The organism is Streptomyces candidus (genome assembly GCF_014207445.1).
Classification (GTDB): Bacteria; Actinomycetota; Actinomycetes; order Streptomycetales; family Streptomycetaceae; genus Streptomyces; species Streptomyces candidus.
In genome coordinates this window covers 67,471-89,760 of record NZ_JACHEM010000013.1, presented here as the reverse complement: position 1 = coordinate 89,760, position 22,290 = coordinate 67,471, and the positions used below count along the sequence as shown (strand labels likewise).

Genomic DNA, 22,290 nt, shown 5'->3' with positions numbered 1-22,290 from the left:
GACGGGGGGTCAGAAGCGGGTGCGGGGCCGCACCTCGTGGGAGAGGTCGATCAGATGCTCGTACTCCGCCCGGTCCTGCCGTTGGTGGGCCAGGCGGCGGTAGTTCTCCTCCAGTCCTTCGCGTACGGCCCGCTCCCCCGCCGTGCCCTGCACCGCGTCCAGGCGGCGTTCCAGCAGTTCGGTGCGCAGCCTCAGCACTTCGTCGCCGGACAGCCGCATCGCCGGGTCCTGCTCGGCCTGCGCGAGGTCGAACAGGGCCTCGTTGACGTCGGATTCGGCGGCGGGTGCTCCGTCCGGGCCGAGCGGGGCCGCCCGGATCCGCAGCGCGGCGATCCGCGCGACGGCCCGGTCCCGCGAGGAGTCCGGGACGGCGGCCAGGACATCGAGGGCGCCCGCGCGGTCCCCCGCGGCGAGCGCCCCGCGGGCCAGACCCAGGGCGGCCCCGCCGTGCGAGGGGTTGCGGGCGTGCACCGCCCGGTAGAGCGCGTCGGCACCGTACCCGGGCAGGCCCTCCTCGTCGAGGAGTTCGGCGCAGTGCGCGAGGGCCAGCTTGGCCGCGTACTCGCCGGGCAGGGCGCGGAAGACGACGGTGAACCGGCCGCGCGCCTCCCGCAGCCGCGCGGTGCGCGGACCTTCGTCCGCCTCGCCTCCCTCCGCGTCCTCGTCCGCTCCCGCCAGCGCCACGAGCGCCCGGTGCCACTCCAGCCGCCAGCCGTGGGCGTCCCGGGGGGCCCGGATGCGGCGGGCGGCGTCGAGCTGGGCGCGGGCGTCGGCGAGGGCCCTGGGGGTGCCGAGGGCGACGGACACGCGCACGTTGTGCAGACAGATCTCCACGGAGGGGCGGCGGCCCGGGGCCTGGGCGAGGTACTGGGCGGGGTCGTACCCGCTGCTGACCTGGAACCGGCCCGCCTGCGGGTCGTCCTCGTACGGGCGGGGCGCCGGCAGCCCGGCCGCCACCTCCGCGGGGGTGGGTGCCGCGGGGTCCAGCGCGGGCGAGCGCGGTGCGCGCCCGCGTCCGCGCAGGGGGCGGCGCAGCCAGTGCGCGGGCTCGGGTACGGCGCCCAGGCTCGCGCCGGGCAGCCGGGTGGCGGGGGTGAAGCAGGGCGACGGTTCGGGCGGGTCCTGCTCGCCGGGCCGCAGCGCCCTGATCTCCCTCAGGACTCCCCGCAACTGGTCGGCCATGTCCCTGGCGGTGCGGAACCGGCGTCCGGGGTCGCGGGCGGTGGCCCGGTCGAGGGCCGCACGGAAGGACGCGGCGCCGATCCCCCGGCCGTGCGGCTCGTCGTCGACGGCCCATTCGGCGAGTTCGCGCAGGGTGGCGCCGACGGTGTGCAGGTCGTGGGCGACGGTCGGCACGCGGGTGCGGTTGATCTCGGGCGAGGCGTACCGGGAGGTGGTGAGGATGTCGTCGGGTCTGCTGTGGGGGCGGCCCAGTTCGCGCAGGGCGCCCAGGTCGATGACTTTGATGCCGTCCTGGTGGTGGACGACGTTGGACGGCTTCATGTCCATGTACGCGAGCCCGGAGGCGTGCAGGGCCTGGAGCGCTTCGAGGATCTGCCAGCCGTACGTGAGAACGTGCTCGATGTCGAGGACGAAGTCGCCACGCCGGGTGGCGTCGATCATCGCCTCCAGGGTGCGGTCGCCGACGTCGTCCATGACGATGTAGGCGCCGGAGACGGTGTGGCCGTCGGCGTCGAGCTTGCGGACGAAGTCCCGGATGCGGACGATGCGGTGGTGCCGGATGGCGGTGAGCCGACGGCGTTCCTCGTCGGCCTGTGCGGGGCCGCCCTCCAGGTACCGGTTGAGCAGGCCCTTGACGGCGACGTGTTCGTCGAGGTGGTGGTCGACGGCGAGGTAGACCCAGCCCTGGCCGCCCTGCGCGATGGGTCCGAGCACCTCGTACTGTCCGGCCAGCCAGTCGGCCTCGTCCTCGGAGCTGTCCAGGTCGGGCCGGTAGGAGTAGCGCTTCCCGCACACGGGGCAGTAGCCGTCCAGCGGAACGGGCCCTTCGGTGAGGGGCGGGCCGATGACCGTGCGGCACTCCAGCGACGAGCAGCGCATGACGGCGCGCAGCGGGTCGCCCGGCCTGCGCAGCCGTTCACCGGCCGAACTGGGCCGTTGCCGGGGCAGTTCGAGGAACCCCGCGGGCCGGTCCTTCGCGGTGAGCGGCCCGAAGCGCCGCTCGTCGGCGGCCAGCCCGCAGTGGTCGCAGTACCCGGTGGCGAGGACGTCGCCGGGGCAGCGGGCTCCGGTGCGCAGTCGGTGCGCGCAGCGGGTCATGGCGCGGACGGCTCCCGGACTGCGGCCCTGAGCCGTTCGGCCAGGGTGGCGAGCAGTCCCACCCGGGTGTGTGCGTCGGCCCACCGCGGGGCGATGCCGCGCAGTTCGGCGGCGTACCGGTCGGCGAGGCGCGGGCGGTGCGGGGGTGCGTACCGTTCGGTCTCGCGCAGTTCGGCGAGCAGGCAGCGGACGTGCTGTTCGAGGCCAGGGGCCAGCAGGTCGCTCTCGGTCCGCCGCCAGGTCTCCTCGGAGCGGGGTGTGTCGCCGCGTACGACGACCAGGACCCGCAGGCCCAGGTGGCGCACCCGGGCCAGGACGGGCAGCATCCGGTGCGGTGCGGGGTCCCGGTCGAGGCCCAGGACGGCGAGGTCGACGGGTCTGCCGGGCAGTGCGGCGATCCCCGGCGGTGGTTCGCCGCCGTACAGCAGCCAGGTGCGGAACGCGCTCAGCCTGCCGTGTCCGAGGGGGAGCTGGGCGGCGATCTGTTCGGTGAGGCGCCTGCGGTCGCGGGTGGCGCAGTCGTGGACGAGCTGGGCGCGGGCGAGGGCGTGCTGCAGGGTACGGTCGCGGCCGCCGCCCTCGGGGACGAGGCACAGTTCGACGGGCGGCCGGAGGTCGCACTCGAACCAGTCGCGCAGCCGCTGCCGCAGGGCGACGTCCCAGGCGCCGGGCGTGCTCAGTTCGTCCACCAGGGGCACCTCGCGGGCCAGCGCGGCCACGGGAAGCATGTACGACCGTTCCTGGCCGGCCGTCGCGGTCCCGACCTGCGCGACCGTCATCCCGAGGACCTCGGCGGGGGCACCGTCCTCGGCGACGGTGGACACGGCGCCGCCGCTGAATCCTTCCTCCACGGGATCGTTGACGGGGTCGAGCTGCACCCACCGGCCGTGCGGGCCGCCGAGGGTGGCGAAGAGGGTGAGACCCGCTTCGTGGTGCACGGTGTACCCGGTGGCCCGGAGCGTGCGCCGGTCGGCGGGCAGGTCGCGGCCGAGGAGCGCGGGGTCCAGACGGGGGCGGTCCTGCTCCAGCGCCAGCACCGCGACGTCGAGCCCGGATTCCGGGGCGTGCAGGGCCGGGGGGATCCAGCTGCCGGGCTCCGGAGCGAGGCGCGCGCCGACCGGTGCCACGCCGTGGCCCTCGGCGAACTCCACCCAGATCCGCTGCTGGGCGTCGCCCAGTACGTGGGCGCAGGTGAGCACGCGGTTCCTGGTGAGCAGTATCCCCGCTCCGCACACGCGACCCCGGGCGTCGCCCAGTCTCAGCCGTAACCGCCAGTCCGCGTAGAAGTCCCGACTCCCACCGCTCCCCGTGGCCCCCATGCCGCCCGAGGATACGCCGGGCACGCGCACCCCCCCAGGGCGCGGACGCGCACGGGGGACTTCGTAGCGCATTCGTGTCGCTTACTGCTTGCGGAACGTCAACTCCCTTACTGAAAAAGCCCACTTCTCCGGTCCGTCCGGCCCGGATGGACGACGCGCAGGACCTGGGCCCGCGGTGGGTCCGCTCGCCCCCGCGGGTGAATCCCGAGACTACCGATCCGTAACGGTTGAAAGTTGAACATCGTCGCGCTATCGTCGTTCCCGTTGAACAGGTTGAACGTTCAACCAATACGTCCACATCTCTCCCAGGAGGAACGCCATGGGTCTCTTCGGCCGCCGCAACGACACCGTCGACACCACCACCGCCCCGGTCGCCGTCGACCCGGCGCTGGCCGCCCTCACCGGCGAGTACACGGTCGACCCGAGCCACAGCAGCATCGGCTTCACCGTCCGCCACGCGATGGTGACCAACGTGCGCGGCACCTTCGCCGAGCACGAGGGCACCCTGCGTCTGAACGGCTCGAACCCGGCCGACTCCGAGGCGCGGATCACCGTCCGGATCGCGAGCATCGACACCGGCGTCGCGGACCGCGACAACCACCTCCGCAGCGCCGACTTCTTCGACGCGGAGGCCTTCCCCGAGATGACCTTCCGTTCCACCCGGGCCGAGCAGCTCGGCGGCGACGACTACCGCATCTCCGGTGACCTCACCATCAAGGACGTCACCCGCCCCCTCTCCATCGACCTGGAGTTCAACGGCACGGCCACCGACGTCTACGGCAACGAGCGCGTCGGCTTCGAGGGCAGCGCCACGATCCTGCGCTCCGACTGGGGCCTGACGTGGAACGCGGCACTGGAGACGGGCGGCGTCATGGTCAGCGACAAGGTGAAGCTGAACTTCGACATCTCCGCGATCAAGAAGGCGGCCTGACCGGGAGAAGGTCGCGGGGTGCGGTCAGGCGTTCGTCCGCACCCCCGCGTTCCTGAGGATCTCGCCCGCCGGCAGCGCGACGCTCTGCGCGGCGGTCAGGCCGGTGGCCGCCAGGTGGGCGTCCACGATGCGAAGGCCCACCGTGTACCCGGCGAAGTCCGGGAGACCCACCGGGGCGAGACCCATGAGCTTCGCGGTGGCGTCCCCGAAGACGTACGGCGGCAGATTCCGCATGCCGGGGAGGTCGACCGCATCGGTGATCTTCTCGTAGGCGTCGTCGAGTTCCGTGCCGGAGACCGCCGTGGCCCAGGGGCCCATGGCCTGCTCGCCCGCCAGTTCCCGCACGAACGCTTCGGCCAGCCCCTCGGCCACGACGTGCTCCCCGACGGTGACCGTCGCGGGATCCCAGACCACGTTGGCGTAGCGCACGTTGTGGTGAAGTTCGTGCGCGGCGGTGTGGTGGATCTTGGCGAGGCTGGTCGCGGTGGGCCACATGGCGAGATGGATGCCGCCGGGGAAGCCCCCCATTCCGAAGTAGCCCTCGCTGCGCACGGTCAGGTGCTCGTCATCGGGGTCACCGAGGACGAGGACGACGTGGACGGTCTCGGCCCGCGCCGCGCCGGGCGCCTCGGCGGCCAGCCGCTCCTGGGCGGCGCCGAGGGACTCCTCGATCCGCTCCCACACCCGGGCCTCGCGCATCCGCCCAAGGGCTGCCGCAAGGCGCGGGTCGTCGCGGTCGAGGGGAAAACCGCTGCCCGTACTGTGCAGCTGCACCGCGTCCATGCCGCCGCCCGTCACCCGGTTGAGCACCGCCTGGAACGGAGCGAGCAACTCCCGCAGTGCGGCAGGACGTTGGGCGACGGGGAGCGCGAGGAGGTCGGACATGGCGGACGCGGTGTCGTGCACGAGGATCTTCATGGCACGGACAGTAGAACCTCACGTCGCGTGAGGAGCAAGCCCCGCCGCCGGGGGCGGCGAGCGCCTCAGAAGCTGCCGCCGCCGAAGTCCCCGCCGCCCCCGAAGTCGCCCCCGCCCCCGAAGTCCCCGCCGCCGAAGTCGCCCCCGCCGAACGCGGAGGGGTCGAAGTCCGAGCCCGAGACGTCGCCGCCCTCGAAGCCCGCTCCGGCGGTGTCGAAGCCGGTGCCCGCGCCGTAGTCCGAGGCGTACGCGGGCGTGGCCAGCATCGAACCCAGCATGGTGCCCATCAGAAGGCCGGGAAGCATGCCGCCGCCGAAGTAGCCGCCCGCCCACGGCCCGTACGCCGGGCCCGCGTCGTAGTAGGGGCGGCGGCCGTCGGCGGTGTCGACGGTGCGGACCGCCGGGTCCTGCCCGTCGGCGAGACGGGTCGCGTCCGCCGCACAGACCGGGACCTCGCGGGCCGCGCCGCCCGGCGGCGTCCACGTCGCGTCGGTGACCGACGGACCGTGCCGGGGGTCGAAGAAGCAGGGCGAGCGCCGTTCGGGCACGGGGCGGCCGGTGCGGCGGGCGTCCAGGACGGCGAGCGCGTAGCGGCCGTCCTCCAGGGCCTCGGTGACCGCCCGCACGTCGTTGGGCTCGCGGACCGACGCCATCCGGGACTTCGCGGTCTCGTACAGGTCGAGCGCGCGCTGGTAGTCGGTGCGCATCCCGTCCGTGGCGCCCGGCTCGGCGGGATGGAAGTCGAGCCGGTCGAGCTCTTCGCCGTACGCGGTGATGTCCTCGTCGACGACAACCGTAAGCTTGCGGAGCGCTTCGAGGCGCTCGGCCTCCTTGCGGTTGCGGTTGCGGCGTACGAGCGCGTAGCCGCCCGCGCCCGCCACCAGCACGACCGCGCCGACGCCGACGAGCGCGCCGGTGTTCACGCCGTCGTCCGCCCCGCCCTCCCAGGATGCCGGGGCGTGGCCCTTGACCTGCGGGAGCGCCTGGTCGACGAAGGTGTTGAGCTGGGTGGCCGCGCCCAGGCCCGCCGGGGTCTTGGCGGCGGCGACCAGGTTGCGGAGCGACCGGTACGGCAGTGCGCGCGGATCGGCGCCGGCCTCGAAACCGTCACCGAGGCGGACCGCGTACACACCGGTGACGCCGGTGGCGTTGCGCAGGTTCTGGCGCACCGTCCGGGCCGGGAACTCCTCGTTGCGCGGCAGGACCGCCACGAAGAGGGGCTTGTCCGCTTCCTCGATCTTTTTCGCCAGCGCGTCCTGATCGGTCCGGGACAGCTGCCCCCTGGCCTCCGGCGCGACGTAGACCGGCCCCTCCTTCAAGGCGTTGCCCGCCTCCGTCGTCCCGGTGGCGGCGAGGGCCGCCGGGGCGAGCGGCAGCAGGAGCAGCAGCGTCGACCCGGCAAGGGCCGATATGACGGAAAACGACCTGGTCCTCATGTATTCGACGCTACCCGAACTGTTCGAACACGCACCTATTGCGTTGCGTAATCAGTCGTTAACTCACCGTGACCCTCTCTCCGGTGGCGAACTGGGTCGCCGCCAGCTCCGCGTACAGCGCGTCCGTGCGCACGAGTTCGTCGTGAGTGCCCCGCGCGCGCACCCGGCCCGCCTCCATGACGACGATGCGGTCCGCCCGTACGACGGTGGACAGCCGATGGGCGATGACCAGCACCGTGGTGTCGGCGGCGAGTTCGACGATCACCTCGCGCAGGCGCTCCTCGTTGACGGCGTCGAGCTGCGAGGTCACCTCGTCGAGCAGGAGCAGCCGGGGCCTGCGGAGCAACGCGCGGGCCAAGGCGATGCGTTGGCGTTCCCCGCCGGAGAGCGTGACGCCGCGGTGGCCGACCTGGGTGTCCAGTCCCTCCGGGAGCCGGGCCACCAGGTCGTCCAGGCGGGTGCGGGTGACGGCGTGCGCGAGTTCGCCGGGGGTGGCGGCGGGTGCCGCCAGGAGAAGGTTGTCGCGCAGGGTGCCGGCCAGGACGGGCGCGTCCTGCTCGACATAGGCCAGGGCGGCCCGAAGTTCGGCGAGCGGCCAGTCGCGGATGTCGCGGCCCCCGACCGTGAGGGTGCCGGCGTTGTGGTCGTAGAACCGCTCCAGGAGGGCGAAGACGGTCGTCTTGCCCGCACCGGACGGCCCGACGAGCGCGGTCAGACCGCCCGGCGGGGCGGCGAAGGTCACGCCGTGGTGGGCGGGCGAGCGGGAGTCGCCGTACCCGAACACGACGTCCGTGAACCGGACTTCGAGGGGCGGGAGTTGACGGGGCGCACGGCCGGGCGCGGGCGGGCCGGCCGATCCCCGGCCCCCTTCCCCCGGCAGCGATTCGATCTCGTCGATGCGCCGGACGGCCGCGAGTCCCGTCTGCAGGCCGGTCCAGCCGTCGGTGAGCTGGCTGAGCGGGCCCATCAGTCCGAAGACGTAGAGCAGGAACGCGATGAGCGAGGACACCTCCATCACGCCGGAGACGACGCGTGCCCCGCCGACGCCCAGCACGGCGAGGAACGCGAGCTGCGTGGCGAGGAACATGGCGACCTCGGAGGCCGAGGTCCAGCGGGCGACGGAGACGCCCCGGTCGTGCGCGGTGCGTGCCGCCTCCCCGATGTGCGCGGCCTCGCGGTCCTCGATGCCGCTGGCCTTGACCGTACGGAAGGCCTGCAGCGAGCGGTCGAGCAGCGAGCCCATCTCGCCGACCGCCTCCTGCGCCTGGAGCTGGGCGCGCTGGATGCGGGGCATGAGCAGGGCCAGCACGCCCGCGCTCAGCAGCAGGACGACAACGGTGACGCCGAGCAGGAGTGCGTCCACGACGGCCATCAGCACGACCGTCCCGACCAGCATCAGCACGCCGCCGACCGCCTCGACGACGCTGCGGGAGAGCACGGTGTGCAGGAGCGTGGTGTCGCCGGTCGCGCGGGAGAGCAGGTCGCCGGGGGTCAGCCGGTCCACGGAGGCGACCTTCAGCCGCAGCATCCGGCCGACGAGCCGTCGCCGGGCGCGCAGCACGACGGCTTCGCCGGTCCGGGCCAGCAGATAGCGCCCGGCGGCGGCGAGCAGCGCGCCGACGATCACCACGGCGGTGAGCGCCACGAGCGGCCCGGTGGCCGAGCGCCCGCTGCCGAAGGCGTCGACCGCGAACTTCGCCGTCATCGGCATGACGAGCCCGGCCCCGGACCCGGCGAGCGACAGCAGTCCGCCGCCGAGGAGGAGCTTCCAGTGGGGGCGGGCGCGGGCCAGGAGCAGTGTCAGGGGGCGGGAGCCGTCCTGCGCCGCCGGTACCTCGCCGGCCGTCCACCGTGCGTCCTGCCCCGCCGGTGCCTCACCTGCCACCCACGGCCACCTTCATCAGCGGCCGGAAGTCGCTCACGTTCTGCTCGCCCACCGTGCGCCCCTCGGCGGCGACCCAGGCGTGCGGCTGGAAGGGCGGCGCGTTGCGGACGCCCGCGTGCCAGTCGGGCCAGCTGCCGGACATGCGGCAGACCAGGGCGATCGCGATCGAGCGGGGCAGGCAGCCGTACCAGCCCGCGCACTTGCGGCTGGTGGCGACGACGCGCTCGTACGTCTCCAGGGTCCGGTCGTACGTCGCCGGGCGCGCTCCCGCGCTGAGCCCGGTCAGCACCTTGCGCAGTCGGCCCGGCTTGAGCCTGGCGAGGAGGAGGGCTGCGGCGACGGCGGCGCGCAGGCGGAGGCCGCCCGGTCCCGCACCGCGCCGGGGCATCGTCATCTCCGTGGTCATCGGGCCGCTCCGGCCCGGGTGACGATCTTCGCCCTGATGAGCTGGTCGGTCAGTTCGGCCACGTCGGCCTCGGCCTCGGCGCGGTCGACCTCGTACTCGGCCAGGAGCTGCTCGACGGCGTCGGACGGCGAGCGGCCCTCGGAGATCGCGGTCACGACGAGGGTGCCGCACTCGTTCAACTGCCAGTACGTGCCGTCCTTCTCGTCGAGCAGGACTCCGCCGTACTCGGTGGTGGTGACGGCGATGCCCTTGCGGAGGGCGAGCTGCGCGGAGGGATCGGTCCGGCTCATGGGGCTGCCTCGCTGTTCGTCGTGGGAGCGGTGGGCGTCGGAGCGGCGGGTCCGGTGGGCGGCCAGGCGTCCTGCGCGGTGCGCAGCCACGCCTCGCAGGACACCGTCGAGTCGATCGGGTGCTGCTGGAGGAGCGGCGAGTAGGGGTCGTCGGCGAGGCGGCGGAGCTGCTGCGCGTCGATGAGGCCCCGCTCGTCGAGGAGGGACCCGGTCCACAGGTCCCGCAGCCCGGGGGCGTGTACGCGCAGCCCCTGGACGTCGTCGGCGGACATGTGGTCCTTGGTGGTACGGGAGAGCAGCGCGTCCGGGACCACCCCGCGCATCGCCTCGACGAGCAGCGGCTTGTACCGCCAGGGCACGACCCGGTCCTCCACCCGTACCGCCAGGACCGCTTCCACCACGCGGTCGTCGAAGAAGGGCGCGGCGACGGGCAGCCCGAGCCCGGCGCCCACGTCCTCCATGGCCTGGAAGTACCGGGCGCCGAGGCGGACGGTGTCGATGTCCATGTGGCGGCCGGGGCGCGGCGCGATGGGTTCGGCGGTGGCGGCGGCCCTGCGGAACTCCTCGCGGACCAGGTCCCTGGCGCGCTGGGTGAACCAGGGGCGCATCGCCTGCCGCATGCCCCAGGAGACCTGGGGCGTACGGGAGTCGGCGGTGGCCGTGTCGACGAGGGAGCCCGCGAGCCAGGTGCCGAAGGCGGGCGGCAGGAGCATGCCGCGCAGCGTGGGCAGCAGGGGCCAGCCGGACTGGTGGCGCAGCGCGCTGATCCGGTTCCACGCCTTGAGGGGCTTGCCGGGGAGGAGGTCCTGGCAGGCGGAGGCGAGGCCGTTGAAGAGTTCGTCGCCGCCGTATCCGGTGAGGTGGTACTCGGAGCCGGTGGCGGCGGCGCGGGAGAGCAGCATGGCGGCGCGGGCGCGGGCGGGGGCGACGGGGAAGGGCTCGTCGAGGAGCTCGCCGGCGGTGGCGGGCAGGTCGGCGTAGAAGAGCGGGGCGTCGTCGGCGGGGACGACGACGTGCTCGATCTTGCGCGCGCCGGCGTCCCGTCCGGCGGCCTGCCGGGCCTCGCGCACTCCTCGTTCCGCCCAGAGCTGGTCCTCGGAGCGGCTGTCGCGGGCGGCGACGGTGAGCAGGGTGGTGTCGGGCGCCCCGGCGCGCTGGGCGAGGAAGGTGACGGAGGTGGAGTCCATGCCGCCGGAGAGTTCGCCGCTGACGCGGGTGCGGTCGCGCAGGTGCGCGGCGACGGACGCGGCGAGTGCGGCCGCGACCAGCGGGGCGCCCTCGGCCATGCCGAGGCGGGGCTGCGGGGGCTGCCACCAGCGGCGGACGGAGCAGGAGCGGGCGGCGTCCCGCAGGACCAGCGCGTACGCGGGGTCGATCTCCTGGACGCCCTGCCAGACGGGCCGCTCCCGCAGCGGGTGCGGGACGAAGTCGAGCAGCCGCAGGGCGAGCGCACCGTCGTCGAGCGCGGCACCGGTGAGGTGCGCGAGGGGGCCGGGGCGGTCGGAGGCGATCCGGGAGCCGGCCCGGTCCGCGTGGTAGACGCGGCGGTGGCCGGAGGCCGTGCCGCGTACGCACGTCTCGCCGTCCACGCGGGAGACGACGTGCCCGAGGCCGGGCAGCGCGGTGAGCCGGCGGTGCAGGTCGAGGGTGTCGCGGGCGGGGCGCAGGACGGCGTCCAGCTCCGCCGTGGAGGCCTTGTTGGGTCCTATCAGGACGAGGGCGTCGTCGCCCCGCACGACCTGGACCAGGTTCCGCACGAGGAGGCGGGCCAGGACCCAGGGCCGGCCGGAGGGGTGGGGAACGGTTTCGAAGGCGCCGGGGGCGTCCGGGGAGTCCGGCGCCGCCGAGCGAAGATGCCCGGCCGCTGCCTCGCCTTCGGCGGTGTCCGGAAGGACAACAAAGAAGTCACGCAGGTGACCGGGCATCGTCATCACTCAGCCGTCCGCCGGATCAGATGCAGAGCCGACGGGACCAGTACTCCTTGCAGGAGGCATAGAACATGCCCGCGGTCTTCTTGCTGAAGTCGCCCTGGTTGAACAGCGACGGCTTGACGTAGGTCTTCTTCACCATCGTCACGTCCTCTCCGTAAGTAGGGATGCACCGAGCAATGAGACGGCCGTGACGGGTGTGCGCGGTGCGGGACATGTGAACCATGCGCACCGCGTGAACTCCGTGACGGCCGGGAACAGTTGATCTGTTTCTCGTACTCATGTGCACCCCCGGACCTCGGAGATGGCTTGATCACCTTTACACCTGACGAGATCACCCTCCTTGACGCAGGGTGAACGAGCGCTTACTTGTTGTTCATTGAACGGAATTGGTCAAACGCTGAAGTTCTTCCGGCCGAACAGCTTCCCCGCCGTCATTCCGTCGGCTCGACGCCCGCACGCAGCAGTCCGTACGTGTACGCGTCCTCCAGCGCCTGCCAGGACGCGGCGATGACGTTCTCCGCGACGCCGACCGTCGACCAGTCCTCGCCGGAGCCCGCGCCGTCGCCGGTGGTGATCAGGACGCGGGTGGTGGACTCGGTGCCGTGGGTGCCCTCCAGGATGCGGACCTTGTAGTCCAGCAGCTCCAGCTTGGCGAGCTGCGGATAGATCCGCTCCAGCCCCACGCGCAGGGCCCGGTCCAGCGCGTTGACCGGGCCGTTGCCCTCCGCCGTGGCGACGATCCGCTCACCCTTGGCCCACAGCTTCACGGTCGCCTCGTTGGCGTGCGTGCCGTCCGGCCGGTCCTCCACGATGGCCCGCCAGGATTCGACCCGGAAGTACCGGCGGGCCCGCCCCTCCGCCTCCTCCCGCAGCAGCAGCTCGAAGGACGCGTCGGCGGCCTCGTACGTGTAGCCCCGGAGTTCGCGCTCCTTGACCCGGTCCACCACCCGGCCCACCAGTTCGCGGTCGTCGCCGAGTTCGACCCCCAGCTCCTTGCCCTTGAGCTCGATCGAGGCGCGGCCCGCCATGTCGGAGACGAGCATCCGGATGCGGTTGCCGACCAGTTCGGGGTCGATGTGCTGGTAGAGGTCGGGGTCGACCTTGATGGCGGAGGCGTGCAGGCCCGCCTTGTGCGCGAACGCCGAGACGCCCACGTACGGCTGGTGCGTGGACGGCGTGAGGTTGACGACCTCGGCGATGGCGTGCGAGATCCGGGTCATCTCCCGCAGCGAGCCCTCGGGCAGCACCTTCTTCCCGTACTTCAGCTCCAGCGCGGCGACCACCGGGAACAGGTTGGCGTTGCCGACGCGCTCGCCGTAGCCGTTGGCGGTGCACTGCACATGGGTGGCGCCGGCGTCGACGGCCGCCAGGGTGTTGGCGACGGCGCAGCCCGTGTCGTCCTGGGCGTGGATGCCGAGCCGGGCCCCGGTGTCGGCGAGGACCGTCGCCACGACCGCCTGGATCCGCGCGGGGAGCATCCCGCCGTTGGTGTCGCAGAGGATGACGACGTCCGCCCCCGCCTCGCTCGCCGCCCGCACCACGGCCTTCGCGTACTCCGGGTTCGCCCGGTACCCGTCGAAGAAGTGCTCGCAGTCGACGAAGACGCGCCGCCCCTGCTCGCGCAGGTACGACACCGTGTCGCGGACCATCGCGACGTTCTCGTCCAGCGTGGTGCGCAGCGCCAGCTCCACGTGCCGGTCGTGCGACTTGGCGACCAGGGTGACCACCGGCGCCCCGGATTCCACCAGCGCCCGCACCTGCGGGTCGTCGGCGGCTCTCGCCCCAGGCCTGCGGGTGGCACCGAATGCCACCAACTGAGCGTTGCGGAAGGTGACTTCCTTCTGCACCCGGGAGAAGAACTCGGTGTCCCGGGGGTTCGCGCCGGGCCAGCCCCCCTCGATGAACCCGACCCCGAAGTCGTCCAGATGACGGGCGATGGCCAGCTTGTCCGCAACGGTGAGGTTGATCCCCTCGCGCTGCGCGCCGTCGCGCAGCGTGGTGTCGAAGACGTGGAAGCTGTCGTCAAGGCTGTCTGCGGTCGTCATGGTCTCTGACTCCTGTCGGATCCTGGGCTCACGTTCCAGGCGGTGAATTCACTCAGTCGGAATGACTGGTTCCACTTGCCCCCATCTTCGCGCGCCTCGTCCGTCGGGCCGGGGTAGGGGCCGTAAAACGAAAAAACCCCTCGCGGGTGCGAGAGGTCTGCGCGCGGGTCGGGGCGGGGCGGCCGTGCCGTACGGGGGTGGATGTACGGGACGGTCACTGCGGACCGGCGCGCCTGCTGCCGATAATCATGGCGAACGAGGACACGGGGGCAGTCTGGCACACGGCTGCCCCCGTGTCTCAGGGCGTCTCAGGATGCGGGCGCCCGTGGGGGGCGATCAGCGGAGACGGCCGGGAACCGTCGGCGAAGACGGCCGGCAGCGGTCAGCGGAGACGGCGTACGAAGACGTCCGGCTCGCCGTTGGTGTCACCCGCGACGAACGTGCCGTCGTCGTAGCCGGAGAAGGCGACGGTCGACGCGTCGGCGCTCAGCGCGGAGCTGCCCACGCCCTGCGGGGAACCGTCCAGCCCCGGGGTGGCCAGGGTGTCCCTGCCGGAGCGCAGATCACGTACCCACTGTCCCGCGGAGCTGCCCGAGCGCGAGTACAGCACCTTGCTCCCGTCGCCCGAGAGGCTAGACGCGGTCGTGATGTCGGTCGGCACGGGGGCGTCGATCCGCGTCAGCTCCTTGCTGCGCAGGTCGTACACGAACGGGTTCCAGCCGCGGTTGGGGTCGGTGCCGGGCACCAGGTTGGTGGCGTAGGAGTTGAAGACCACCGTGCTGCCGTCACCGCTCAGCCGCGGCTCGATCGACGCCTTGTCCGCCTCGGCCCCGTTGTGCGTGGCGTCCGCCTGCACGGTCTTCCCGGTGGTGCGGTCGTGGACGAAGACGTCGCCCCAGTCGTCGCCCCGGGGCCCGTTGGTGTACGAGTCCTGGTAAACGATCTTCGAGCCGTCGTCGCTGACGGACCCGACGAAGCAGCCGCGTGCGCCGTCCGCGTCGTCCGGCGAGTGACTGATCCGCTCGGTCTTCCCGGTGGTGCGGTCGTACAGGTAGACGCGGGGGCCGTCGTCTGCGGCGGCCGGGGTGGCGTCGGTGGCGTCGGCACCGAAGGCGACGTACCGGCCGTTGGCGCTGAGCGCCGACCTGCCGGAGGAGACGGCGTACGCGTCGCCGAGGGCGGGGGCGAGCCGCTCGGTGCGGGCGGTCCGCACGTCCCGTACGTGGACGCCGTAGGTCAGGGTCTCGCTCCTGGACGAGAACGCGAGGAAGCGGCCGTCGCGGCTGAGCGCCGCCGACGAGGTCGTGGCGCCGGGCACGGCCACCCGCTGGAGCGGCGCGCCAGGCGCGGGGCGCACGAAGACGTCCTCAGTACCGGGCGTGTCCCCGGCGACCAGGTTCGAGGCGTACGACTGGAAGGCGAGCACCTTGCCGTCGCCGCTCAGCACCGGGTCCCCGGAGGAGTTGTCCGCCTGCGCGCCGCCGGGTGCGGTGCTGGCCTTCTCGGTGCGGGGCGCGAGGGGCCCGGCCGAGGCGGTGGGCAGGGTCAGTGCGGTGAGGGCGGCGACGAGTGCCGCGCCGATCGCGGTACGTGAGATGGTGCGCATTGATGGAACTCCCCGTGGTGGTGCGGTTGTTGGACCGTACTGGAGTGAAGGACGCGTGCACGGTGCGGTTGGTTCGCTCGCCGCCCCGCCGGTTCCGCATTCCGGCGTGCGGACGGCCGGGTAGGTTCGGCGCATGCGCGTACTGACATGGAACCTGTGGTGGCGGTTCGGCCCCTGGGACGCCCGCCGGAAAGCGATCCTCGCCGTCCTGCGCGAGCAGCGGCCGGACGTCGTCGTGCTCCAGGAGGTGTGGGCCAACGACGAGGAGAACCTGGCGGGTTGGCTGGCCGGGGAGCTGGGGCTCGACCACTGGACGTGGGTGCGCTTCGCGGAGCCGCACTACTGGCAGCGGCGGACGGGCGGGGACACGTCGGACATCGGGGTGGCCGTCCTCAGCCGGTGGCCGATCGGCGAGCACGCGTCGGTGCGGCTGCCCGCGGACGGGGCGGGGGACAACGGGCGGATGGCACTGTACGCCCGGGTGGACTCCCCCGCGGGCTGCGTCCCGGTGTTCACCACGCACCTCAACTCGGCCGTGTACGACTCCGCCACACGCTGCGTGCAGGTGCGTGCCCTGAGCCGTTTCGTGGCGGAGCACCGGGGTGCCGGAGCGTTCCCGGCGGTGGTCGCAGGGGACTTCAACGCCTGGCCCGACTCGGACGAGATACGGCTGATGGGCGGGTACAAGACCGCGCCCCCGGTGCCGGGGCAGGTCTTCGTGGACGCGTGGGAGTACGCGCAACCCGGCGCCCCGTGGGCCACCTGGGACGCCACGAACGGCTACCACACCCCGGGGCCCAGCAGCCGGATCGACTACGTGTTCCTGGGCGTGCCGGGCCCCGGCGGGCTCGGCGCGGTGCGCTCGGTCGCCCGTTTCGGGCACGGGCCGGTGGACGGGGTGTGGCCCTCCGACCATGCGGGGGTACGCGCGGACCTGGAGACGGGCGTGGCGCGATGAAGGCCGCGGAGCCGGCCCGGCTGGACGCGGGGATCCGGGCGTTCGTGCCATACGCCGATCCTCCGGAGACCTTCGCCGCGGGCCCGTTGTGCGGTGTCGCGGCCGGAGTGGAGGTCACCGTCCGGGGTGGGCGGGATGCCGACCGGCGGCGGTTCGGCGTTGCCGCCCGAGGCGCTGGCGGGGTCGCAGGCGACCGTGGTCAGCGATGGACGGGGGGAGGCTGGTGCGGTGGGGCGCCGCTCTCCAGCCGGCCGTGCCCGAGGCGCCCCGGCCCCGCCCCTGAAAGCCCGCCCGTCACGTGCACAAGGGCGAGAGCGGACAGGGGAACGGCATCGCACACACGCGCCCGCCCCTCGCACCGCCCCCGCCCGAACTCCTCGGACTCCGCCGCTCGGCGGCTGCCTAAGCCAGCTCGTGCATCCATCCGTGCACGTCCTCCGCCTTGCCCGTCTGGATCTCCAGCAGCGCCTTGCGCAGCGCCATCGTCACGCGGCCCGGCTGTCCGTCCGCGGTCGTCCACTCCCCGGAGGCGGACTTCACGTGGCCGACCGGTGTGATGACCGCCGCGGTGCCGCATGCGAAGACCTCGGTCAGCGCGCCGGACTCCGCGTCGGCCCGCCACTGCTCCGTGGAGATGCGGCCCTCCTCCGAGGTGTAGCCCAGGTCACCGGCGAGCTGGAGCAGGGTGTCCCGGGTGACGCCGGCCAGCAGGGATCCCGTCAGCTCCGGGGTGACGATCCTGTCCCCGTACACGAAGTACAGGTTCATGCCGCCCATTTCCTCGACCCACTTGTGGTTGAGGGCGTCCAGCCAGACGACCTGGTCGCAGCCCTTCTCGGCGGCTTCCGCCTGGGCGAGCAGGGAGGCCGCGTAGTTGCCGCCGGTCTTCGCGTAGCCCATGCCGCCGGGCACCGCGCGGACGTAGTTCTCCGAGAGCCAGACCGAGACGGGCTTCACGCCGCCGGGGAAGTACGCGCCGGCCGGCGAGGCGATGACGAGGAAGAGGTACTCGTTGGCGGGCTTGACGCCCAGCCCGACCTCGGTGGCGATCATGAAGGGCCGCAGGTAGAGCGACTCCTCGCCGCCGTGCGGCGGGACCCACGCCTCGTCCTGCTTGACGAGCGCGTCGCACGCCTCGATGAAGGTCTCCACCGGCAGCTCCGGCATCGCGAGCCGGTGCGCGGAGGCCTGGAAGCGCTTGGCGTTGACCTCGGGCCGGAAGGTCGCGACGGAGCCGTCGGGCCTGCGGTACGCCTTGAGCCCTTCGAAGATCTCCTGCGCGTAGTGCAGGGTCATGTTCGCCGGGTCGAGGGAGAGCGGCCCGTACGGGACGAGCTGTCCGTCGTGCCAGCCACGGCCTTCCGTCCACTTGATGGTCACCATGTGATCGGTGAAATACCGGCCGAACCCGGGGTTGGCCATGTGCGCCTGGCGCTCCGCGGCGCTCAGCGGGGTGGCTGAGGGCTTGAGCTCGATCGTCGTGGGCGTCGTCATGAGTGCGTGTCCTTCACCGGTTGTCTGGGAAGGGCCGCGCACGCCATCCGTCACAAGTAGGACGTCCGAGCTTCCTCTCGTACCGCGACCCTGCGTTCGATTATCGCGCGCGAAGGGGCAGGGACGAAACGGTGTGTGTGGCGTGCGGTGTACGCGGCCCGGGCTTGATGGTCTCGCACCCGGTGGCCGCAGAGGAACAGCCGCCGGGTCTGGAGACCCGGCGGCTGGCGTGAGCGAGAGTCCGTCGGGTCAGCCCGCTACTCGCAGGGCGAGCGCGTCGCCGATCTCGTCCGTCGTACGGACGGTGTCGGCGGAACGCTCGGCGAGGTCGGCGGAGACGGCCGTCTCGATGCGGGCGGCCTCGGACTCGTATCCGAGGTGACGCAGCAGGAGCGCGACGGAGAGGATGGTCGCCGTCGGGTCGGCCTTGCCCTGGCCCGCGATGTCGGGCGCGGAGCCGTGCACGGGCTCGAACATGGACGGGAAGGCGCCCGTCGGGTTGATGTTGCCGGAGGCGGCCAGGCCGATTCCGCCGGAGACGGCGGCGGCGAGGTCGGTGAGGATGTCGCCGAAGAGGTTGTCGGTGACGATGACGTCGAAGCGTTCCGGCTGGGTGACGAAGAAGATCGTCGCGGCGTCGACGTGCAGGTAGTCCGTGGTGACGGACGGGTACTCGGCGGCGACCCGGTCGAAGGTGTTCTTCCACAGGTGGCCGGCGTAGACGAGCACGTTGTTCTTGTGGACGAGCGTGAGCTTCCTGCGCGGGCGGGCCGCCGCGCGCTCGAAGGCGTCGCGCACCACGCGCTCCACGCCGTACGCCGTGTTGAGGCTGACCTCGGTGGCCACCTCGTGCGCGGTGCCGGTACGGAGGCTGCCGCCGTTGCCGGTGTACGGGCCCTCGGTGCCCTCCCGTACGACCACGAAGTCGATCTCCGGGCGGCCGGCGAGCGGCGTCGCGGTGTTCGGGAAGAGCTTCGAGGGGCGCAGGTTGATGAAGTGGTCGAAGGCGAAGCGCAGCTTGAGCAGCAGACCGCGTTCCAGCACTCCGGAGGGTACGGACGGGTCGCCGATCGCGCCGAGCAGGATCGCGTCGTGCCGCTTGAGCGCTTCCAGCTCCGCGTCCGGGAGGGTCTCCCCGGTGCGGTGCCAGCGCTGGGCGCCGAGGTCGTACTCCTTGGTCTCCAGCTTCACGTCCTGCGGGAGGACGGAGTTGAGGACCTTCAGGCCCTGGGCCACGACCTCCTGGCCGATGCCGTCACCGGGGATCACTGCGAGATTGATGCTGCGAGACATGTCGGGGACCCTACTCCGCGTCCCAGGGGATGACACGTCGCGTCCGCCATGTGGACGCGACATGCACCCCACGGCTCAGTGGCCGGTCTCGCCGCCGTTGTCGCGGCGGTCCAGCGCCCGCTGGAGGGCGGCCGCGGCCTGCCTGCGGTCGGCGGCGTCGGCGGAACGGGAGCTGTGGCGGACCCGGCGGGAGGGGGTCGCGTGCAGGGTCATCGAGGTCTCGGACACGGGAAATCGACTCCTTCAGAGGCATGGAAGTACGCGCGGAACATGCGCAGGGAATTGCTGCATCTGTGAGGCGCCGGAATGAGGCGGGGAGCGGGTGCCGCAGGGATTGCCTGCTTCGGGGCACCGGCCCGCAGCCGCCAGTCGCTGATGGAGCGAGACGTTCGGCTCCTACAAAGCTAGGACAGGTGCGGGCAGCTGTCTCCACAATTACTCGGACTTCCTACTATCTGAGACGAGATCTTGAGGAGCCCCTGCTACCCATGCGATCGGCATGCCATCTAGATTGCATTCCTATCTAGGTAGTGGTGAACTGTCCCCATGGCCGCAGACCGCAGATCCAGTTGGCTCAAGGGTGTTCTCGATCTCCTCGTCCTCTCCTGTCTCACGGAGGGCGAGAGCTACGGGTACGAAATCTCCAAGGCGCTGGCCGGGGCGGGGCTCGGGGACATCAAGGGCGGCACGCTCTACCCGGTCCTCAACCGGCTGGAGGAGGCCGGCCACGTAGTCGGGGAATTCCGCGCCTCCGCACGCGGCCCCGGCCGCCGCTACTACCGGCTCACCGGGGACGGCCGTGCCGCACTGGCCCGGCAGACCGGCGCCTGGCTGGAGTTCCACACGGCCGTACGGGACACACTCACCGCGTCAAAAAGCACCACGGGGGAAACATGATGACCGTCCACGCCACCTACTTCGACCGGCTCGGGACCGCCCTGCGCGCGAGCGGCAGGCCTGCGGACGAGGTGGCGGCGATCGTCGCCGAACTCGCCGCCCACCTGGCGGACGCGGACGGCGCCGACCCGGTGGAGGAGTTCGGCGCACCCGAGGAGTTCGCCGCCCGGCTGACCGGGGGCGCGGAGGTGGCGGGTCCCGCCACGGGGGCCGAGACGTGGAAGTGGACCACGGACATCTACAACGACCGCAGGCTCCTGAACCAGTACGGCGACCAGGGCTGGGAGGTCGAGCGCCTCGACCGCCTCGGCCGGTTCGTCTGCCGCCGCGACCCGGCGGACGCCCTGCGCTGGGAGTACTGCCGCGCGATGGCGAACGGCGCGGCCGAGCGTGCCGCCCGGACCGCCGAACTGGCCCCGGACGCGTGGGAGCCGTGCGGGCACTGGGCGTTCTACATGTACTTCAAGCGTCCGAAGGCGGCGAGCGCGGGTCCGGCGGCAGCCCTGGACGCGCTGGCCCGGACCCCCGCGGAGCACGTGATGTTCGGCGGTCGCGTGCGCCGCGTGCTGGTGGTCACCGGTCTGCTGGCACTGGTGGCCGTGGTGGCCCTCGTGTGCTCCGACTACGGCGACTTCGTGGCCGCACACCCCTGGTCGCTCGCGGTGTTCGCGGCGGCGGGCGTCGCGGGCGGCCTGGGCGGCTGGTACGGCACCAAACGCGACGTGGCGAAGGGCGTCGAGGAGTAGAGCCCCCCTACAGCACGTCTCCCTCCCGCCAGTCGAAGAAGAGCGCCGCCTCCGGGTCCGGCAGCGCGCGGCCCGCCGCCGCCCGTACGTAGGTCGACCCCTCCTCCTCCGGCAACGGGAGCACCCCGGCCGGTCCCAGCGCCGCCAGTCCCCCGGCCCACACCTGCCACCCCCGCCCCGCGTACATCGCCGCTCCCGCGTCCGACGCGGACAGGGCGCCGAAGTCGTACGCCCGGTCGACGGCGTCCTCCAGGGCGGCCATGATCCGGCCGCCCAGCCCCTGCCGCCTGCGGTCGTCGCGTACCGCCACCGCCTCCACGTACCCCACCCGCAGCGAGCGCCCCCGGTGCACCACGCGGCGCTGGACGAGGCAGCCGTGGGCGACGATCCCGTCGTCGGGCCCCTCGGTGACCAGCGCGTGCAGGCCACCGAGGCTGTGCTCCCAGTCGGCGTCGGCGAAGTCCCCGTCGAAGGCGTCGTCGAGGAGGGCGCGGACGGCGGCGAGTTCGGCGGGGGCGAGGTGTGCGGTGTGGACGGTGCGCAGGGCACGCCGGACGGTCGTCTCAGTCGTCATGCGGAGCACTCTCCCAGACTCCGCCCGGTTGCCCACCGGGAAATTCGCAGTACCGGGCTCCCGCACAGAAGGGAGGGGCGGCCCCGCCTCGGGGCACCGGCCGTCTTCTCAACTGCCCCACGGAGCACGCAGACTCGTCCGCATGACTGTTTCCCGAGCCACCCCGGACACCGCACCGGCCGCCACGCCCCGCATGCGGCACTGGGTCCATCGCGCCTTCGGCGGGCCCGAGGTCCTTCAGCTGGAGGAGGCCGACCGTCCGACGCCCGGCGAGGGCGAGATCCTGCTCCGGGTGCACGCGGCCGGTGTCAATTCCGTCGACGCACTGACCCGGCGGGGGGCCGCCCCACCGCCCGGCGGCCCGCCGTACGTGCCCGGCTGGGACTCCTCGGGCACGGTCGAGGGACTGGGCCCGGGAGTGTCCCGGTTCCGGATCGGCGACGAGGTGTTCGGGATGCATCCCGGCGGCGCGTACGCCGAGTACCTGGCCGCCCCGGCCGATTCCTTCGCCACGAAACCCCCCGGCATCTCCCATGTCGAGGCGGCCGGGGCTCCGGTCGCGGCCCTCGGCGCGTGGCAGGCGCTCGTGGAACTGGGCCAGGTGCGTCCCGGGCACCGGGTGCTGGTGCACGCGGCGGCCGGCGGCATGGGTCACATCGCCGTTCAACTGGCCAAGGCGCGCGGCGCGTTCGTGTACGGAACGGCGCGCGAGCCGAAGCACGCCTTCCTGCGCGCACTGGGTGTGGACGAGCCGATCGACTACACCACGGACGACTTCGTGGCGGTCGCCCGGGACGTGGACATCGCCCTGGACCTGATCGGCGGCGAGTACGGTCCGCGCACCATGGCCACGCTGCTCCCGGGCGGCCTGCTGGTCTCGGCGGTCGTCTCGGATCCGGGCTTCGGCGAGACCGCGGCGCAGGTGGCCGGGGTGCGCTGGGCCCCGCTCCTGGCGACCCCGTCCGGTGCCCGGCTCTCGGAACTCGCGGCCCTGCTGGCGGACGGCCGGGTCCAGGTGCACGTCGAGGCGACGCTGCCGTTCGAGGAGGCGGCGAAGGCGACGGCGCTGGTGGAGACGGAGCGTACGTACGGAAAGCTGGTGCTGGATCTGGCCCCATGACCTGAACCGGCGGCCCGGCGCAGGTGGCCGCCCCCGTGACCGGCCGCCCTTCCGGCCCCTCTCCCGCGCACCCTTTCGTTTCTGCGCGTCCACCGGGGGCACACGCGTGCCAACGGTCCCCCCAGGGGACCAGAGGGAGGCACAAGCGCGTGAGCGAGACC

General features: G+C 72.7%; 20 protein-coding genes. 5 read left to right on the top strand and 15 right to left on the bottom strand.

Features of this window, described 5'->3' with window-relative positions; all coding sequences use genetic code 11:
* Positions 1-9: 9 nt before the first annotated feature.
* Positions 10-2,280: a tetratricopeptide repeat protein gene (locus HNQ79_RS23640; protein ID WP_185034314.1), complete on the bottom strand. Its 2,271-nt coding sequence runs from the start codon at positions 2,278-2,280 to the stop codon at positions 10-12.
* Positions 2,277-3,599 (bottom strand): S1 family peptidase, encoded by a 1,323-nt coding sequence (locus HNQ79_RS23635; protein ID WP_260421759.1) that lies wholly within the window; start codon positions 3,597-3,599, stop codon positions 2,277-2,279. Before HNQ79_RS23635 ends, HNQ79_RS23640 begins: the two co-directional genes overlap by 4 nt.
* 319 nt (positions 3,600-3,918) lie before the next feature.
* Here HNQ79_RS23635 and HNQ79_RS23630 point away from each other — a divergent pair, with 319 nt between their 5' ends.
* Complete coding sequence (locus HNQ79_RS23630; RefSeq protein ID WP_185034311.1) at positions 3,919-4,530, top strand: YceI family protein; 612 nt, start codon at positions 3,919-3,921, stop codon at positions 4,528-4,530.
* Positions 4,531-4,554: 24 nt separating this feature from the next.
* On the opposite strand, the gene HNQ79_RS23625 is transcribed toward HNQ79_RS23630, so the two are convergent.
* The 9 genes from HNQ79_RS23625 to HNQ79_RS23585 form a co-directional block, all read right to left on the bottom strand.
* Entirely contained in the window at positions 4,555-5,448 is an 894-nt protein-coding gene (locus HNQ79_RS23625) for a DUF2268 domain-containing putative Zn-dependent protease (RefSeq protein ID WP_185034309.1), read from the bottom strand.
* 65 nt (positions 5,449-5,513) lie between these two features.
* Positions 5,514-6,884 carry a hypothetical protein gene (locus HNQ79_RS23620; protein ID WP_185034307.1) on the bottom strand — a complete coding sequence of 457 codons (1,371 nt, stop codon included), beginning with the start codon at positions 6,882-6,884 and terminating at the stop codon, positions 5,514-5,516.
* 58 nt (positions 6,885-6,942) lie between these two features.
* Positions 6,943-8,769 carry an ABC transporter ATP-binding protein gene (locus HNQ79_RS23615; protein ID WP_185034305.1) on the bottom strand — a complete coding sequence of 609 codons (1,827 nt, stop codon included), beginning with the start codon at positions 8,767-8,769 and terminating at the stop codon, positions 6,943-6,945.
* Entirely contained in the window at positions 8,759-9,175 is a 417-nt protein-coding gene (locus HNQ79_RS23610) for a lasso peptide biosynthesis B2 protein (protein WP_185034303.1), read from the bottom strand. The genes HNQ79_RS23615 and HNQ79_RS23610 overlap by 11 nt, the downstream gene beginning before the upstream one ends.
* Positions 9,172-9,465 carry a lasso peptide biosynthesis PqqD family chaperone gene (locus HNQ79_RS23605; protein ID WP_185034301.1) on the bottom strand — a complete coding sequence of 98 codons (294 nt, stop codon included), beginning with the start codon at positions 9,463-9,465 and terminating at the stop codon, positions 9,172-9,174. Before HNQ79_RS23605 ends, HNQ79_RS23610 begins: the two co-directional genes overlap by 4 nt.
* Entirely contained in the window at positions 9,462-11,396 is a 1,935-nt protein-coding gene (locus tag HNQ79_RS23600) for an asparagine synthase-related protein (protein WP_185034299.1), read from the bottom strand. The genes HNQ79_RS23605 and HNQ79_RS23600 overlap by 4 nt, the downstream gene beginning before the upstream one ends.
* A gap of 19 nt (positions 11,397-11,415) precedes the next feature.
* Complete coding sequence (locus HNQ79_RS23595; protein ID WP_185034581.1) at positions 11,416-11,535, bottom strand: keywimysin-related RiPP; 120 nt, start codon at positions 11,533-11,535, stop codon at positions 11,416-11,418.
* Positions 11,536-11,827: 292 nt separating this feature from the next.
* Positions 11,828-13,441: a citramalate synthase gene (gene cimA / locus HNQ79_RS23590; RefSeq protein ID WP_185034297.1), complete on the bottom strand. Its 1,614-nt coding sequence runs from the start codon at positions 13,439-13,441 to the stop codon at positions 11,828-11,830.
* Between the two features lie 382 nt (positions 13,442-13,823).
* The gene (locus HNQ79_RS23585; protein WP_185034295.1) at positions 13,824-15,047 is read right to left on the bottom strand and encodes a TolB family protein; all 1,224 of its coding nucleotides are present in this window, start codon (positions 15,045-15,047) and stop codon (positions 13,824-13,826) included.
* A 133-nt stretch (positions 15,048-15,180) separates the two neighbouring features.
* On the opposite strand from HNQ79_RS23585, the gene HNQ79_RS23580 reads away from it, so the two are divergent.
* The gene (locus HNQ79_RS23580) at positions 15,181-16,005 is read left to right on the top strand and encodes an endonuclease/exonuclease/phosphatase family protein (RefSeq protein WP_185034293.1); all 825 of its coding nucleotides are present in this window, start codon (positions 15,181-15,183) and stop codon (positions 16,003-16,005) included.
* A gap of 402 nt (positions 16,006-16,407) precedes the next feature.
* Here HNQ79_RS23580 and HNQ79_RS23575 read toward each other — a convergent pair whose 3' ends face one another.
* From HNQ79_RS23575 to HNQ79_RS23565, 3 genes are all read right to left on the bottom strand, one after another.
* Positions 16,408-17,499, bottom strand: coding sequence for a branched-chain amino acid aminotransferase (locus HNQ79_RS23575; RefSeq protein ID WP_185034291.1), 1,092 nt, complete (start codon positions 17,497-17,499; stop codon positions 16,408-16,410).
* Between the two features lie 249 nt (positions 17,500-17,748).
* Complete coding sequence (locus HNQ79_RS23570; RefSeq protein WP_185034289.1) at positions 17,749-18,792, bottom strand: 3-isopropylmalate dehydrogenase; 1,044 nt, start codon at positions 18,790-18,792, stop codon at positions 17,749-17,751.
* 75 nt (positions 18,793-18,867) lie between these two features.
* Positions 18,868-19,020, bottom strand: a complete 153-nt coding sequence (locus HNQ79_RS23565; protein WP_185034610.1) for a hypothetical protein — start codon at positions 19,018-19,020, stop codon at positions 18,868-18,870.
* A gap of 318 nt (positions 19,021-19,338) precedes the next feature.
* On the opposite strand from HNQ79_RS23565, the gene HNQ79_RS23560 reads away from it, so the two are divergent.
* Both HNQ79_RS23560 and HNQ79_RS23555 read left to right on the top strand, forming a co-directional pair.
* Positions 19,339-19,689, top strand: a complete 351-nt coding sequence (locus HNQ79_RS23560) for a PadR family transcriptional regulator (RefSeq protein WP_185034288.1) — start codon at positions 19,339-19,341, stop codon at positions 19,687-19,689.
* Entirely contained in the window at positions 19,686-20,435 is a 750-nt protein-coding gene (locus tag HNQ79_RS23555; RefSeq protein WP_185034287.1) for a hypothetical protein, read from the top strand. Before HNQ79_RS23560 ends, HNQ79_RS23555 begins: the two co-directional genes overlap by 4 nt.
* A gap of 7 nt (positions 20,436-20,442) precedes the next feature.
* Here the strand turns inward: HNQ79_RS23555 and HNQ79_RS23550 are convergent, their stop codons facing one another.
* Positions 20,443-21,009: a GNAT family N-acetyltransferase gene (locus HNQ79_RS23550; RefSeq protein ID WP_185034286.1), complete on the bottom strand. Its 567-nt coding sequence runs from the start codon at positions 21,007-21,009 to the stop codon at positions 20,443-20,445.
* Positions 21,010-21,151: 142 nt separating this feature from the next.
* Between HNQ79_RS23550 and HNQ79_RS23545 the strand changes: the two genes are divergently transcribed.
* Positions 21,152-22,129: an NADP-dependent oxidoreductase gene (locus tag HNQ79_RS23545; protein WP_308437360.1), complete on the top strand. Its 978-nt coding sequence runs from the start codon at positions 21,152-21,154 to the stop codon at positions 22,127-22,129.
* Positions 22,130-22,290: the final 161 nt, after the last annotated feature.